Annotated in this window: 16 protein-coding genes; 12 read left to right on the forward strand and 4 right to left on the reverse strand. The window is 66.5% G+C overall.

The window, feature by feature from the left end:
- Positions 1 to 25: 25 nt before the first annotated feature.
- Positions 26 to 2,392 (forward strand): hypothetical protein, encoded by a 2,367-nt coding sequence (locus H7841_01855; protein MEO5335627.1) that lies wholly within the window; start codon positions 26 to 28, stop codon positions 2,390 to 2,392.
- Here H7841_01855 and H7841_01860 read toward each other — a convergent pair.
- Positions 2,371 to 3,201, reverse strand: coding sequence for a hypothetical protein (locus tag H7841_01860; GenBank protein MEO5335628.1), 831 nt, complete (start codon positions 3,199 to 3,201; stop codon positions 2,371 to 2,373). The two genes, H7841_01855 and H7841_01860, sit on opposite strands and share 22 nt — an antisense overlap.
- 125 nt (positions 3,202 to 3,326) lie before the next feature.
- On the opposite strand from H7841_01860, the gene H7841_01865 reads away from it, so the two are divergent.
- The 6 genes from H7841_01865 to H7841_01890 all read left to right on the forward strand — a co-directional run bounded on the left by H7841_01865 (position 3,327) and on the right by H7841_01890 (position 7,998).
- Positions 3,327 to 4,157, forward strand: coding sequence for a MotA/TolQ/ExbB proton channel family protein (locus H7841_01865; protein MEO5335629.1), 831 nt, complete (start codon positions 3,327 to 3,329; stop codon positions 4,155 to 4,157).
- Entirely contained in the window at positions 4,154 to 4,891 is a 738-nt protein-coding gene (locus tag H7841_01870) for an OmpA family protein (protein MEO5335630.1), read from the forward strand. Before H7841_01865 ends, H7841_01870 begins: the two co-directional genes overlap by 4 nt.
- A 145-nt stretch (positions 4,892 to 5,036) precedes the next feature.
- Positions 5,037 to 6,827: an ABC transporter ATP-binding protein/permease gene (locus H7841_01875; GenBank protein ID MEO5335631.1), complete on the forward strand. Its 1,791-nt coding sequence runs from the start codon at positions 5,037 to 5,039 to the stop codon at positions 6,825 to 6,827.
- Between the two features lie 136 nt (positions 6,828 to 6,963).
- Positions 6,964 to 7,314 carry a rhodanese-like domain-containing protein gene (locus H7841_01880; protein ID MEO5335632.1) on the forward strand — a complete coding sequence of 117 codons (351 nt, stop codon included), beginning with the start codon at positions 6,964 to 6,966 and terminating at the stop codon, positions 7,312 to 7,314.
- A gap of 17 nt (positions 7,315 to 7,331) precedes the next feature.
- Positions 7,332 to 7,625: a nucleotidyltransferase family protein gene (locus H7841_01885; GenBank protein MEO5335633.1), complete on the forward strand. Its 294-nt coding sequence runs from the start codon at positions 7,332 to 7,334 to the stop codon at positions 7,623 to 7,625.
- Positions 7,618 to 7,998, forward strand: coding sequence for a DUF86 domain-containing protein (locus H7841_01890; GenBank protein ID MEO5335634.1), 381 nt, complete (start codon positions 7,618 to 7,620; stop codon positions 7,996 to 7,998). The genes H7841_01885 and H7841_01890 overlap by 8 nt, the downstream gene beginning before the upstream one ends.
- 37 nt (positions 7,999 to 8,035) lie before the next feature.
- Here the strand turns inward: H7841_01890 and H7841_01895 are convergent, their stop codons facing one another.
- Positions 8,036 to 8,374, reverse strand: a complete 339-nt coding sequence (locus H7841_01895; GenBank protein MEO5335635.1) for a hypothetical protein — start codon at positions 8,372 to 8,374, stop codon at positions 8,036 to 8,038.
- Positions 8,375 to 8,571: 197 nt separating this feature from the next.
- On the opposite strand from H7841_01895, the gene H7841_01900 reads away from it, so the two are divergent.
- From H7841_01900 to H7841_01910, 3 genes are read left to right on the forward strand one after another with little or no spacing between them, the layout of a single operon-like run.
- Positions 8,572 to 9,114, forward strand: a complete 543-nt coding sequence (locus tag H7841_01900; GenBank protein MEO5335636.1) for a hydrolase — start codon at positions 8,572 to 8,574, stop codon at positions 9,112 to 9,114.
- Complete coding sequence (locus tag H7841_01905; protein ID MEO5335637.1) at positions 9,114 to 9,806, forward strand: alpha/beta hydrolase; 693 nt, start codon at positions 9,114 to 9,116, stop codon at positions 9,804 to 9,806. The genes H7841_01900 and H7841_01905 overlap by 1 nt, the downstream gene beginning before the upstream one ends.
- 3 nt (positions 9,807 to 9,809) lie before the next feature.
- Positions 9,810 to 10,334: a gamma carbonic anhydrase family protein gene (locus H7841_01910; GenBank protein MEO5335638.1), complete on the forward strand. Its 525-nt coding sequence runs from the start codon at positions 9,810 to 9,812 to the stop codon at positions 10,332 to 10,334.
- A gap of 6 nt (positions 10,335 to 10,340) precedes the next feature.
- Here the strand turns inward: H7841_01910 and H7841_01915 are convergent, their stop codons facing one another.
- A complete protein-coding gene (locus tag H7841_01915) occupies positions 10,341 to 11,618 on the reverse strand; it encodes a DUF3422 domain-containing protein (protein MEO5335639.1) in 1,278 nt (425 codons plus the stop codon).
- Positions 11,615 to 12,679: a hypothetical protein gene (locus H7841_01920; protein MEO5335640.1), complete on the reverse strand. Its 1,065-nt coding sequence runs from the start codon at positions 12,677 to 12,679 to the stop codon at positions 11,615 to 11,617. Before H7841_01920 ends, H7841_01915 begins: the two co-directional genes overlap by 4 nt.
- Before the next feature lie 78 nt (positions 12,680 to 12,757).
- On the opposite strand from H7841_01920, the gene truA reads away from it, so the two are divergent.
- On the forward strand, positions 12,758 to 13,495 hold the full coding sequence (gene truA, locus H7841_01925; protein MEO5335641.1) for a tRNA pseudouridine(38-40) synthase TruA: 738 nt from the start codon (positions 12,758 to 12,760) through the stop codon (positions 13,493 to 13,495).
- 142 nt (positions 13,496 to 13,637) lie between these two features.
- Positions 13,638 to 14,390 (forward strand): YebC/PmpR family DNA-binding transcriptional regulator, encoded by a 753-nt coding sequence (locus H7841_01930; protein ID MEO5335642.1) that lies wholly within the window; start codon positions 13,638 to 13,640, stop codon positions 14,388 to 14,390.
- Positions 14,391 to 14,400 lie beyond the last annotated feature (10 nt).

Raw genomic sequence — 14,400 nt, forward strand, 5'->3', positions numbered from 1 at the left:
AGCCCCGGCGCGGATAAGCGGATGAATGATATATAGTCTCGTCATGTACATTCTTATCGTCCTCGTCCTCGGTTTCCTGTCGGCGGCCTCCCAAGCCCTCGGCTCGGACTCCTGCGGCCCGACCCGAGAGGCGCTGGCGACTGTCTTTCCCTCCGGCCCCCTGCCGGCAGCGGCAGACGACTTGGCGCTGGTCTACCGCGCCGCGAAGGGGCTGGGGATTCCCGCGGCGGCCGGACGACGGGAAGACAGCCCGCAACGCCGATGGCGGAACGAATCGACGGCCCTGGGCCAGTCCATCCCCGAAGGAGTCTATTACGGCGACTGCAAGTTCGACTACGCCCTGGAGGTTCTGGCCGAGCGCAAGCGGCGCCTGGGCCCGGACCATCCCTACCTGGAAATCTGGCTGCGCAACCAGCATGCGGTCTTCGAATCCTGCCGGCTCTGGGGCGGCGACGAGGAGGCGGAGATCGAGCCGGCCTCCGGCTACGGCGCAGAGGTCGACGCCCTTGCCAAGGCCGACCGCGCCTACCAGGAAGCCTCCCGCTCCTATTACCTCGGCGAGGAAGGGGTACGCCCCGCCTTCGCCGCCATCGCCGCGGACCGCAAGTCGCCGCATCGCCCGGCAGCCGCTTACATGGTAGCCTTGCTCCGCCTCATGGAAGCCCTGGAAAGCTCGGACCGAGTGGCCAAGGTAAAGCCGGTCATGGCAGCGGTCGACCGCATCCTGGCCGACCGCAGCCTGGCACCGGTCCATCGCATCGCCCGCCAACTCTACGACATCATGGCCTGGTGGCTGCGCAAGCCCGACCTGCTGGAAGAACAGTTGGCCGAGATCGCCCACGTGCTGACCCTGCCGGCCGACGCCATCGATGGAGAGGCCGGTCTTGCCAAGTCCTTCGCCGCTGCACGCGAGGACCTGACTTGGTTTCTGCCCCTGCTGGGCGGCGGCGGCCCCCATGCGGCGGTCCTGGAGAAGTCGGCCGTCGAAGTTCCCTTCCTGCAATGGCTTCGACTGCGCCGCCAAGCCCAGGCCCGCGAGACCGTCTCTGACTGGCTTGCCCCGCGGGGCGACGGCCAGGACGAAGCCTTGATCGCCGAATCCCTGTCCCGCTTCGACGGGGGCGAGGGGCTTCCCTGGGCCACGGCGGCCCTGGCCTTCATGGGCCCCAGCCATCCCCGCACCGCCAGCCTCCTGGCCTTGGCGGAAGAACAGCACCGCAAGGCCGTCACCTGCCGCCTGACCCTGCCCGAGGCAGCCGATCATCCGCTGCTTCTCTTGCACGCCGTGCGCCTGCTCGCCCTCGGAGGCGATCCCGAGAGCGCCGTGACATGGATCGAAGAGGAAGCGGAAAGGGCACCGCCCTTGTTGTCCGAATGGGCGGCCAGACGTCTGCTGCAGTGGTCCATCGCCCGCGGGCGGCTCGATCTCGCCCGCCGATTGGCCGTCCTGCCGGTCTTGCGCCACGAGACGGCGCTCCGCCAACTGGTGGCCCGCGACCTGGGAGAATTTTTGGCGGCGGAAAATCCGAATGTGCTTTCGCCTGGCGCGATCGCGGTGCTCAACCGCCTGCCGGTCGCCCGCTTGGCCGAAGCGGCGGCATCGCCTAGCCTGCCCGTCCGTCATCGCGCCGCCATCGCCCGCATGGCCTGGACCCGCGCCTTCGTATTGCGAGGCGTGGATGCCGCCATCAAGCTATCGCCGCTGATCGCCCAGACCGACCAGCGCCTTGCCTACCGGCTGTCTAAGATCAAGGAAGGCTGGACGCTACGCCACCGCGAGAACCGCGCCCTGCTGTTCCTGTTGCGCACCCCCCGCATGGGATTGCGCTTGGCGGGCGGGCTTTGGTCGCCCTACGGCCAGGCACGGGAACTGAGGGCCGAGGCCATCGACCACTTCAATCCCAGCGACAACAACTGGTGGTGCCCGGTAGAGCCGGATCGGGAAGCGCGCCTGATCGTCCGGAACCTATACGACCGACCGGTCGGTATACCGCAAGGAGACCTCTCGCTCACGGATATCCGTGAACGCACTCTCGCCGAACATCCGGTTCTGCGGCTTGTCGACGAAAGTGAATTGGCGGCCCTAGCCCTGGTTCCCGGCGGCCCCCAATTCCTGTCCGAAAGGACGGTGGCCTGGGCCAAGTCCAGCAACCTGCTGTCACGACTGCTGGGGCAGGACAAGGGCCTGGCCGAAGCCCTGGCCCTAGCCGTCCAGTCGACCCGCCACGGCTGCCAGCGGGCAGGGGGACACGGAACCTATTCCCGCGCCGCATTCCAGGAACTGCACAAGCGCTTCCCCGGCTCCTCGTTTGCCGAGGAGACCCCCTACTGGTTCGACTGCACCCACTTCCGCCTTGGCTGCGCCGGCCCCTATTCCTTGCCCTTACCCTGATCGGTCATCAGCCCGCCCAATTCCAGAAGCAGGCTGGTGGCGTGCCAGTGGGCGGGGCAACCGGGGGCGTCGAGCAGGCACAGGCCGCCGTCGGGCCGGGCGCGGGACAGAACGTGAGCGGCGTGGCCGTCCCACTGGGCAGCCGCCACACCCATCCAGCGCAAAAAGACCAGGGCCTCGGCCAGTTCGTCCAACATGCCGGCCCGCCTCAGGTGGGGCAGTCCCCATTCGAGGTGGGCTTGGCCGCGCCGCACCGCCACCGGCGGTCCCTGGCAATGAAACAGCGCCAAAGTGGCATGGGAAGTCAGGTAGAAATTGCTGCGCCCATCGGCTTCGGCGAAGCTGCCGTCGGGACGCTGGCCGGCGGCCAGTCGCGCCACGTCGCGCGGATCGGCCTTCCCCGAACCGCCGAAGCGGCAATCGAACAACAAGCCGCCCGCCAAATCGAACAGGCTGGTGGCACGGCGGCAGCCGGCGAAGCGCGCCGCCGCCGCCCGGGAATCCAGCTTGCGGCCGCTGCCCGCCAGGAAGCCGGCGATCAGGAGGTAATCCGCCAGATCGCCGCAGGCCAGCCTTTCCGGGTCCTGGCGGCGAAGGAAAACGGCCGCCTTGTCGAGCGCACTCGACCTGGGATAGCGGGTCGCCAGGGGAAAGGACAGGGAAGCCACCTTGTTGAGATCGGGCCGTTCGGCCGTCAATTCGGCCCGCAGGGCCGATTCTGCCCAGGCCCAGGTCCGCCCGGCGGAGTCGCCGGCGTCCGCCCCTCCCGCCGATAGAAGAAGGACCGCCGTCACTCGGAACAGTCTCATGCCCGCTTCTCCCCCGGCCCCTGTGACGGCCGTCGTTGCGCCGGCCAACAGATTATCAAATCTTGGGAAAAAGCGTGTTATAAGATTTTCCCCTCGACGGGAACCGGACTGGAGGCGGAAGGCTCTTGGGCATCGATATCGCGACAATCGCCGGGCTATTGATCGGCATCACGGTGGTCCTTCTGGCCATCATGACCGGGTCCAGCCTTATCATCTTCCTCGACCTGCCGAGCATCCTGATCGTGTTCGGCGGCACCCTCGCCGCCACTCTGGTCAAGTTCCCTCTGCGTGGCGTGTTCGTCGCCTTTCCCCTGGGCCTCAAGGCCGCCTTCACCTATCAGAAGGACCGGCCGCGCGACTACATCGAGCAGGCCGTCGCACTTTGCAAGCGCGCGCGTAAGAGCGGACTGGTCAGCCTGGAAGGCGTCAAGCTGCACAACCCCTTCTTCGCCAAAGGCGTGCAGATGTGCGCCGACGGGCGCGACCTGGAATACATCCGCAACATCCTGACCCGCGAGATGGCGATGTCCATCCAGCGCGACGAACTCAGTTCCAGGGTCTTCGCCGCCATCGGCGACTTCGCGCCCGCCTTCGGCATGTTCGGCACCCTGGTCGGTCTGGTGCAGATGCTTTCCAGCATGAACGATCCGACCACCATCGGCCGCGGCATGGCGGTGGCGATGCTGACCACTTTGTATGGCGTGCTGATCGCCAACCTGCTGGCCATCCCCATCGCCGACAAGCTGGAAGCCAAGAGCGAGGAGGAACGCGCCACGCGCGCCTTGATCATCGAGTGCGTGTTCCAGATCCAGCAACTTCAGAACCCCACTTCGATGCGCGAGATCCTGGAGCCCTTCCTGCCCGAAAAGCAAAGAGCCCCCTGGCAGAAGGATTCCTACACCGTCAACCGCGACAAGACAGGCGGCGGTGGCGGCCAAAAAGTCGTCAAGCGATGATTGACGAAATCTCCCCCAAGTCCAAGAAGCCCAACTGTGCGCCCAAATGGCTGCTGACCTTCGGCGATCTGATGTCGCTGCTGTTCTGCATGTTCGTCATGCTGCTCAGCTTCGCCGATTTCAACCCGGACAAGTTCACGAACGTGGCCGGCCCCATGCGCCACGCCTTCCACATCGTCGAGCCGGTGGCCCAGACGCAGGTGGTCAAGCCTTTGCAGGAAGAGGATGAAATCCCGGTCGAGATCGTCGAGTGGAAGGAGAACGTGCTCTACCAGACCCGCACGGCCCTGGCGAAGGAGATCCAGCAGGGCCAGATCGGCGTGGTGGAACGGGATCGCGAGATCATCATCCGCCTTCCCGACGCCACCGCCTTCGCCTCGGGAAGCGCCGACCTTACCCAGTTGGCGGCTCCCATCCTGGATCGCCTGTCCCAGGTTCTACTGAACGTCAAGGGCCAGGTCCTGGTCGCCGGCCATACCGACGACGTCCCCATCGCGACGGCGCGTTTCCGGTCCAATTGGGACCTGTCGGCGGCCCGCGCCGTGTCGGTGGTTCACCACCTGATCGAGCGCAATCGGGTGCCGGGCGACCGCCTGACCGCCCAGGGCTTCGCCGACAGCCGCCCGGTGGCGCCCAACAGCAGCCCCGAGAACCGGGCGCTCAACCGCCGGGTCGACATCGTGATCCAGGTCCCCGAGAACCTGGGCAAGCCCTTCAAGGCCAACATCCGGTAGCGGATTCGGCGACTCGCTTACTTCCTCCATCGATACCTGCCTCGCCGTTCCTCGCGGGACCGCCATTCCGCTGTTCCCTCTGGCGTGGCGGGCAGGAACGTGGTTTATCCCTTATCCACCGGGGAGCATGCAGCAGGGGAGCGGGATGGACGGGACCGCCTCGTCGAGGAAGGGATTGCGGACCACCACAAGGAAGTGGGCGGCGTTCTTCGCCCAGTTCCTGCGGCTGGCCGGCCCCTACTGGACGAACCCGGATACCCGCTGGCAGGCCCATATCCAGAGCGCCTCGCTGACCGCGCTGACGGTCATCCAGGTCGGCATCCCCATCGCCATCAACAAATGGAGCGAACGGCTCTTCGACGCCCTCGAACAGAAGGCGATGGACCGATTCCTGTTCCTGATCGGCGTGCTGGGCCTTATCATCGCCGTCAACGTGGTCATCGTGGTCACCCATCTCTGGGTCAAGCGCAAGCTGCAGGTGACTTGGCGAGCTTGGCTGACCCACCGGATCCTCGGCGAATGGATGGCGTCGGGGCGCCATTACCAACTCGGCTATCGGCCCGGCGAACACGACAATCCCGACGGCCGCATCGCCGAGGACGTGCGCATCGCCACCGAGACGGCCGTCGAGTTGGCCCATTCCCTGCTCTACTGCCTGCTGCTCCTGGTCAGCTTCACTGCCATCCTCTGGGACCTGTCGGGAGATCCCGAGCTACATTTCGGAGGGTACGACATCTACCTGCCCGGCCATCTGGTGTGGATCGCCCTGCTCTATACGGGGGCCGGCACCACCGTCGCCTGGCTGCTGGGCCAGCCCTTGGTCGGCGCTGCCAACCGGCGCCAGAAACACGAGGCCAACTTCCGCTTCGGGCTGGCGCATAGCCGCGAATACTCCCTGGAAATCGCCCTGCAGCGCGGCGAGGCCGGCGAGCGGCGCAATCTGCTGACCCTGTTCAAGGGAGCGGTCGATGCATGGAACAGACAGACCAAGGCCCTGGCGAGCCTGTTCTTCTTCACTTCGAGCTGGTCGGTGCTGACCCAAGTCTTCCCGGTCCTGGTCGCCGCGCCACGCTACATCGGCGGCACCATCACCCTGGGCGTCCTTATGCAGACCTCCCAGGCTTTCCAGCAGATGGTGGGGGCGCTGTCCTGGCCCATCGACAATCTGGCCAACGTCGCCAACTGGCGGGCCTCGGTCGACCGGGTCCTCGGCCTGCACGACGCCCTGGACGAAGTCGCCCAGCGCGTCAACCCGGAAGGGGCACGGATGATCCGGGTCGAAGTCGGCGAACGCCCAGTCCTGTCCTTTGATGAATTGTCCATCGCCGACCAGGACGGCGAGACCGAGGTGGAAGGATTCTCCGGCGAGATCCTGCCCGGCCAGCGGGTGCTGATCTCGGGCGATCCGGGCACCTGCCTCAAGATCTGCAAGGCGGTGGCCGGCCTGTGGCCTTGGGGCGGCGGACGCCTGCGGCTGCCCTGCAACGGCCCCATCTTCTTCATGCCGCAGCAACCCTACCTGCCTCTCGGGACCCTCAAGGACGCCCTCACCTACCCCGCCCCCCCGGGAACCTATGGCGTGGTGGAGATCGCCAACGCCTTCCGGCGCGTCGGCCTGGAAGATCTGTTCCCCAGCCTGGACGACATCGAACAGTGGGCGGACGTGCTGTCGGTGGGCGAGCAGCAGCGCCTCGGCTTCGCCCGCCTGCTGCTGTTCCGCCCCAACTGGATCTTCATCCAGGAAGCCCTCGACTCCCTTGAGCCCCAGGAACGCATCGACATGATGCAATTGGTCGCCGACGAATTCCCCGACGCCGGCATCATCACCGTCAGCCACCATTCCAACCTGGACCGATTCCACCCCCGTTCCCTGGCCCTGACGAACGGCGACGTGGTGGAGGAACTGGCTCCCGAGGAGTCGGGAGACGGAGAATAGCCGGCGCGTTCTTGCCACGTTGGGGTGGGAATCCGGAACGGCGGAACCGGTCATCCCGCCCCTGTACAGGAAGCCGCTCCTCGCCTTATGCTGAGGCCAGAGTCCGGGCGGCGCCGGGCGTCAAGGAAATCCGGCCATGTCCACATCCCTCCCCGAAATCGATTCCGCGACCGCCCTGGCTTGGCAGAAAGCCGGCGAGGCCATCCTGCTGGACGTCCGGGAAACCCACGAATTCGAGTACGAAAACATCCCCGGCTCGGTTCTGCTGCCGCTGTCCTTCCTGGACCCGGCCCGCGCCCCGGCACTGTTCGAAAAGAAGGTCGTGGTCATCTGCGCCATGGGCAAGCGCGCCGCGGCGGCCCAGAAGCAATTGGCCGATTTCGGCCTGCCCAACGTCTACAACCTGACAGGCGGCATCGCCGCATGGAAGCAAGCCGGCCTGGAGACCCAGGGCGGCAAGCATGAATCCCTCGACTATTCGATCTAGTCGGCGATACTCGTCCCATGCTCCTGAAGTTCTCCCACGTCCGCAAGCGGATCGACCAGGACCGAACGCATCTCCGCGCGATGGGCGTCCTGCGTATCCGGGTGTTCGGCTCGTTCGCCCGCGGCGAACAGCGCCCCGACAGCGACGTGGACGTGCTGGTCGAACTGGACCGCCCCATGGGTCTGTTCGAATTCATGGATCTGCAGCAGCACCTGGAGGCCTTGCTGGGCCGGCGCGTCGACCTCGCCACGCCCGAGATGCTGCACCGGTCCATGAAGGAGAAGATTCTCCTGGAGTGTATCGATGCGTAGACTCAAGGAACTGAAAAGGCGTGACTGGAAGCTACGCATCGACGACATCCTCCACTCGCTGGAACGCATCGAGTCCTACATCGCCGGCCTGAGCCGCGATGCCTTCGTCGCCGACGAACGCACGGTGGACGCGGTCACCCGCAATATCGAGATCATCGGCGAGGCCGCCCATTACGTGCCGGGCGCCGTCAAGAAGCAAAACGGCGGCATCCCCTGGGACAAGCTGCGCAAGCTCCGGAACTACCTGGCCCACGAATACTTCGGCGTGGACCGGGGATTGGTCTGGGAAACGGCCACCCGCAACCTTCCGCCGCTCCGGCCGGCACTGATCAAAGCCCTACGGAGCGAACCGCGGCGCGAGCGGCGCGGATAGAGTATTCCGGCCTTAGATGGATCGCCTCCAAGCCGAATCAGCGGCGTGCCTTCGCGACCTTGGTGGCAACCTTGACCTTGGGGACCGTCTCCCCCCCGTCGTCCTCCTCGGAACCGGGACGCGAGCGGGCGGAGCGCTTGACCGCCTTGGCGGCAGCGCCCTTCTTGGGCTTGGCCGGCATGACCAGGATGGCCAGCAGGGCCAAGGGCATCAGCGAACAGATCGCCAGCCAAAGAATAGGAGAATGCCCTTTGTAGCGGGCCACCTCCTCCCCCAAGACCCCGATCGCCACGAAGACAACGAGGATAATCCCGGCCTGGGCGAAGGTCAGCTTCAACCCCGCGATGGTCACGATCCCGTGCGCGATTTCGAACATGTCGGCTCCCTTGCTGCGGGGCGGAGTATAGTGTCTCCCCATGCCCAGGGCAATGCGGGCCAAACGTCCCGCGGGGTGCCATTTAAGGCATGGCAACCCCATACTGAGAACTGCCGGCTCGAACGGGTGGGCGATTGCCCATCGGCTGCCGAATGCGCTACCCTCGCCGGGTTTCCGGATACGCGCGAGGGCTCGCCATGTTGATCAAGGCCGACCGTTCCTGCCTTCTGGTGGTCGATATCCAGGACCGGCTGCTGCCCGCCATGGCAGCGCCGGAGCGGGTGATCGCCAATGCGACGCTGCTGCTCAAGGCGGCTGCACGCCTGGTTATCCCGGTCCTGGCCTCCGAGCAATACCCGAAGGGCCTGGGCCATACCGAGGTCTCGGTGGCGGCGCTGCTGCCCAAGGGTGCGGTGGTGGAGAAGATGCATTTCTCCTGTGTCGGCGACGACGGATTCTGCCTGCGCTTCGGCGAACTGGGCCGGTCCCAGGCTGTGGTCGTCGGCATGGAGACCCATGTCTGCGTGTTGCAGACGGTGCTGGACCTGTTGGGCCGGGGGACCGAGGTCTTCGTGGTGGCCGACGCCGTTTCCTCGCGCACCGAGGAAAGCCGCCAGATGGCCCTGGAGCGCATGCGCCAAGCCGGCGCCCGCATCGTCACCGCCGAGATGGTCGCCTTCGAATGGCTGGCCAGGGCCGGCACGCCGGAATTCAAGGACATCAGCAAACTGGTGAAATGATGACCCCGCTGATCTTCCTGCCGGGCCTGCTCTGCGACGACGCCTTATGGCGCCACCAAGCGGAGACCCTGGCCGACGTCGCACGGGTGCAGGTCGCCGACCTGACGCGGGACGACAACATGGCGGCTCTGGCCCGCCGGGTGCTGGACGAGGCACCGGACAGCTTCGCGCTGGCCGGCTTGTCCATGGGCGGCTACGTGGCCCAGGAGATCCTGCGCCAGGCCCCCGACCGGGTGGAGCGCCTGGCTTTGATCGATACGTCCTATCTGGCCGACAGCCCGGAACAGACCGTGCGTCGCCGCGAGTTCATCGAGATGACCCGGCACGGGCAGTTCCGCGGCGTCACCTCGCGGCTTTTGCCGATGCTCATCCACGACGCCCGCTTAGGCGACGAGGACTTGACCGGAACCGTCATGGCCATGGCCGAACGAGTGGGCAAAGAAGCCTTCATCCGCCAGCAGACGGCGATCATGAACCGGCCCGACGGCACCCGCGACCTGGGTGGCATCGCCTGCCCGACCCTGGTTGTCGCCGGCCGGCAGGACCAACTCACCCCGCCCGCCCTGCAAGTGGAAATGGCGGCCCGCATCCCCAAGGCCGCCCTGGTGCTGATCGAGGACTGCGGCCACCTGGCGCCCCTGGAACGGCCCCGGACGGTCAGCGCCTTGCTGCGCTACTGGCTACAGGCCTGAGCCATGGCAGGCCTGATCTATCCCTATAACGGAGTCCTGCCCCGCATCGCACCCGGGGCCTTCGTCGCGCCGACGGCGGTGGTGGCGGGCGACGTGCAGGTCGGCACCGACAGCGGCATCTGGTTCGGCTGCATCCTCCGGGGCGACGTCAACGCGATCCGCATCGGTGAGCGGACCAATATCCAGGACGGCACGATCGTGCACGTCTCCAGCCGCGCCAATCCCACCTATATCGGCTCCGACGTCACCATCGGGCATGGAGCGATCATCCACGCCTGCATGCTGGAAGACGGCTGCTTCGTCGGCATGGGCGCCACGGTGCTCGACGGGGCGGTGGTCGCCGTCGGCGCCATGGTGGCGGCCGGCGCCCTGGTGCCGCCCGGCAAGGTGGTCACGCCCGGTCAGCTCTGGGCCGGCATGCCCGCCAAGCCGGTACGCGACCTCACGGAATCCGACCGCCGGACCATGGCCGCCACCGTCCCCCACTACGTCGAACTGGCCCGTCAGTACCTCAAGGAGATCGGATAGCCGGCGTCATCGGCGGGGTCCGTCTCCCAGAACGCGGCGCAGGCGCTTGACACCCGTCCAGACCATCCCCACCGCCACCGGCACCGCCACCAGGGCGGCGATGTCCGGATCGACCGGCAAGCCTGCCGACTTCAGGCCCTTGGCGGCATATCCCACCAGGCCCACCAGGTAGTAGCTGATCGCCACCACCGACAGACCTTCCACGGTTTCCTGCAGCCGCAACTGGAGGTGGGCCCGCTTGTCCATGGATTTGAGCAGGTCGCGGTTCTTTTCCTCCAGCGCGATGTTGACCCGGGTGCGCAGCAGGTCGCCGGCCCGGTCGATGCGCGCCGACAGGGATTCCAGGCGCTGCCAGACCGACTCGCAGGTCGCCATGGCGGGGCTCAGGCGCCGATGCATGAATTCGGCCACCGTCTGCAGGCCGGGCAAGCGGTCTTCCCGCAAGTCCGCGATGCGCGCCTGTACCAGGGCGTGGTAGGCCCGCGAGGCCGACAGCCGCCCCGCCGAGGCCGAGGCCAGCCGCTCGCAGTCCGCCGCCAAGCGGTTCAGACGATCCAGCAGGGCGCGGTCGTCGTTGCCGTCCTTGGGGTCGGCCAAGCTGTCGGTGATGCCGGTCAACAACCGGCCATGCTCGGCGACGGTCGGAGCCAACTCGCGGGCCAATGGCAAGGCGCGCAAGGCCATCATGCGGTAGGTCTCGATCTCGGTCAGCCGTTGCAGCACGCGCCCGGCTTGGCCGCGAGTCAGGCCATCGTCGCGCACCAGCGCACGGCCGAAACCGTCTGTATGGATGCGGAAGTCGGTGGCCAAGGCCGCCGCCCCGGCGATGCGGCTGCCGCAGAGGGAATGCCCGCCGAAAAGGACCTGGAGGTTCTCGGGCGACCGCTCTCCCGTCTCGAAGACCACATGCAGGGCAGCCAGAACTTCGCCGGGCAGACAGGCCAGCCAGTCGCCGGGCACGACGTCCAGGGCGCTGCCTTGGAAGGGCTCGGCGAAGGGGCCGGGAACCAGGAAGGTATAGCAGGAGAACTCGGTATGGCGCTCCCAGCGCAGTCGAAAGGGCCCCAGGTCGGCGGCGTGGTGGACGGCATCACCAGCCGGCGTCGGCGCCCCCAGCCGGATGCAAAGCTCCGCCACCTGACGGCGTTCGGCATCCGGGTCGCAGCCAAGCAGCGCCAAATGGGACGCTCGGGCCGGGGTGGAGAAGCTCTCGTGCGGACGGGCGTGGATTTCATCGGCGAGTAGCCGGCGCTGCGGATGTTCCGGGGGCAGTCGGGGGCTCACGGGGCTTCGTCGTTGTCGAGTTCGGCCAGCATGGGCGCCGCGTCCTCGATGCGCAGGATGCGCTCGATGCCCTGCTTCATCTCGGTCATCACGAATTCGGCACGCTTGACCGGTCCGCCGATCTCGGGCTTGGGGAACAGAGCCGTCCAGGCGTCCATCTTGACCGTAAGCGAGCAGAGCACGCCGCCGATGGTCGTATGGTAGCTTTCGATGAGTTGCTGGACCTTGCGGAACTTGGCGCCGGTGATGTTGTCCCACATCTTCTCGGTGGAGCGGTCGAAGTTCTCGAAGCGCCCCGAGATGTTGGCCATCAGGTTGTTGAAGGTGGCCTGCACCTGGGTGCAGGTCTTCATCAGGCCGGGGTCGGCCTTGAGCTGCCAGTTCTTGCGGATCTCGTCCAGGGAATCGAGAAACTGGTCGATGGAAGGCGTGATGTCGTCCAGGCACTTCCGGTAGTAAGACAGAGACAGGAAGATGTCGCCGTAGTCCTCCAGGAACCGCGGCACCTCTTCCAGCTTGATGCCCAACTTGCCGGCCATGACTTCCAGCTTCTGCCTGGCCTTGCGGATGTCGGGGTCGCGGAACAGGCCGATCACGTCTTCGAAGCTCTGGATGCTCAGGTCCTCGTCGCCGTAGATCTGCAAGATGAGCGGCCGGGTGAAGCGGGCCATGTATTCGGTCAGTTCGCGGTTCTTCGCCGGCGACAGCTTCAAGGCAGCGATGTCGTTGACCGGAATGCCGTTCTGGCGCAACAGCACCCGCAGGGAATAGACGTCGTAGGATGGCATCAAGGCCAGCTTGCGCAGCAGGATCAGGTCGGGATGGGGATCGTTGGTCGGCCAGCCGAACTCGTGGGCCAGATCCTCGACGCCCAACTGGCCGCTGCCGGACTCGGAACTCTTGAAGATCTCGACCATCGTCTCCAGTCGGATGTTCTTGATCAGGCGGGCGCGTTTCAGGGCGGGGGTCTGGATGGGCAGGATGGCGAGCGGCAGGATATGCAGCGAATCACAGTCCTCTTCGCTGATCTCCAGCGCTACCGGCGCGGGCTGCTCGGTCATACGGAAAGTCCTGTCGTTCCCCAGTCCATTCCCTACTACCATGTTGCTAACGAAACGCTAAGAGGGCAAAACTCCGCCATGCCCCGCTATCGCATCACCGTGGAATACGACGGCAGCGGCTTCGTCGGCTGGCAACGCCAAGCCGCGGGCGCCAGCGTCCAGCAGACCTTGGAAGAAGCCGTCGCCCGGTTTGCCGGGACGGAAGTCCGCCTGCATGTGGCCGGGCGCACCGATGCCGGCGTCCACGCGCTGGGCCAGGTGGCCCACTTCGACCTGGAGAAGGACTGGCCCCCCGACAAGGTGCGCGACGCCCTGAACTACTGGGTGAAACCGCGGTCCATCGCGGTGCTGCGGGCCGAGGTGGCGGATGCCGGTTTCCACGCCCGCTTCTCGGCCGTCGAACGAACCTACCTGTACCGCATCCTCAACCGTCGCGCCCCGCCGGCCCTCGACCGGGACCGGGTCTGGTGGGTGAGCGCGCCGCTGAACGCCGAGACCATGGCGGAGGCCGCACGGGAACTTCTGGGCCGGCACGACTTCACCACCTTCCGCGCCGCGCTCTGCCAAGCCAATTCGCCGGTGCGCACCCTGGACCAGTTGGAGGTGTCGCGGCGGGGCGAGGAAATCCACGTGGTCGCCCGCGCCCGTTCCTTCCTCCATCACCAGGTGCGCAACATGGTGGGGACGCTGAAGCTGGTGGGGGAAGGCAAGTGGACGCCCGCCGACGTCCGCCGGGCCCTGGAAGCCCGCGACCGCGCCCAGGGCGGCCCCACCGCCCCGGCGTCCGGGCTCTACCTGACCGGGGTCGGGTATTAGCCCTCGCGCAGATTGTCCTGTTTCCCTGTCGCCCGAATCTTGCCATATTCCGGTGCCAACGGAAGGATGCTCCTTCCCCGCGCGGGCTTGCCCGCGCTTCATTCGGTCCAGAACACATTCAGACAGGCGAGACAGGCAAGCGATGGCCGGCCATTCCCAGTTCAAGAACATCATGCACCGCAAGGGCGCGCAGGACGCCAAGCGGGCGAAGGTTTTCGCCAAGTGCATCCGTGAAATCACCGTGGCCGCCAAAAGCGGCCTGCCCGATCCCGCATCCAACCCGCGCCTGCGCGCCGCCATCCTGGCGGCCAGGGCGGCCAACATGCCCAAGGACACCGTGGACCGCGCCATCAAGCGCGCGGTGGGCGGCGAGGACACCGCCATTTACGAGGAAGTGCGCTACGAGGGCTACGGCCCCGGCGGCGTCGCGGTGATCGTCGAGGCCCTGACCGACAACCGCAACCGCACCGCTTCCGAAGTGCGCACCGCCTTTTCGAAGAACGGCGGCACCATGGGCGAGACGGGCAGCGTCAGTTTCATGTTCCAGCGCGTCGGCCTGATCCACTATCCGACGGCGGCCGCGGAAGCCGAGGCCATGTTCGACGCGGCCCTGGAAGCGGGCGCCGACGACGTGGAATCGACCGACGACGGCCATGTCGTCACCTGCGCCCCCGACAACCTGTCCGTGGTGCGCGACGTCCTGTCTGCCAAGTTCGGTGACGCGGCGGCGGCCCGCCTGGACTGGAAGCCGCAGAATTCCGTGCCGGTCGCCGACGAAGCGGTCGCCGGCACCCTGTTCAAACTGCTGGACGCCTTGGACGACAACGACGACGTGCAACGGGTGGCGGCGAATTTCGACGTCCCCGATGCGATCATGGAACGCCTGGACGCCTGACCATCCATGG

Source organism: Magnetospirillum sp. WYHS-4 (assembly GCA_039908345.1).
GTDB lineage: Bacteria > Pseudomonadota > Alphaproteobacteria > Rhodospirillales > GLO-3 > JAMOBD01.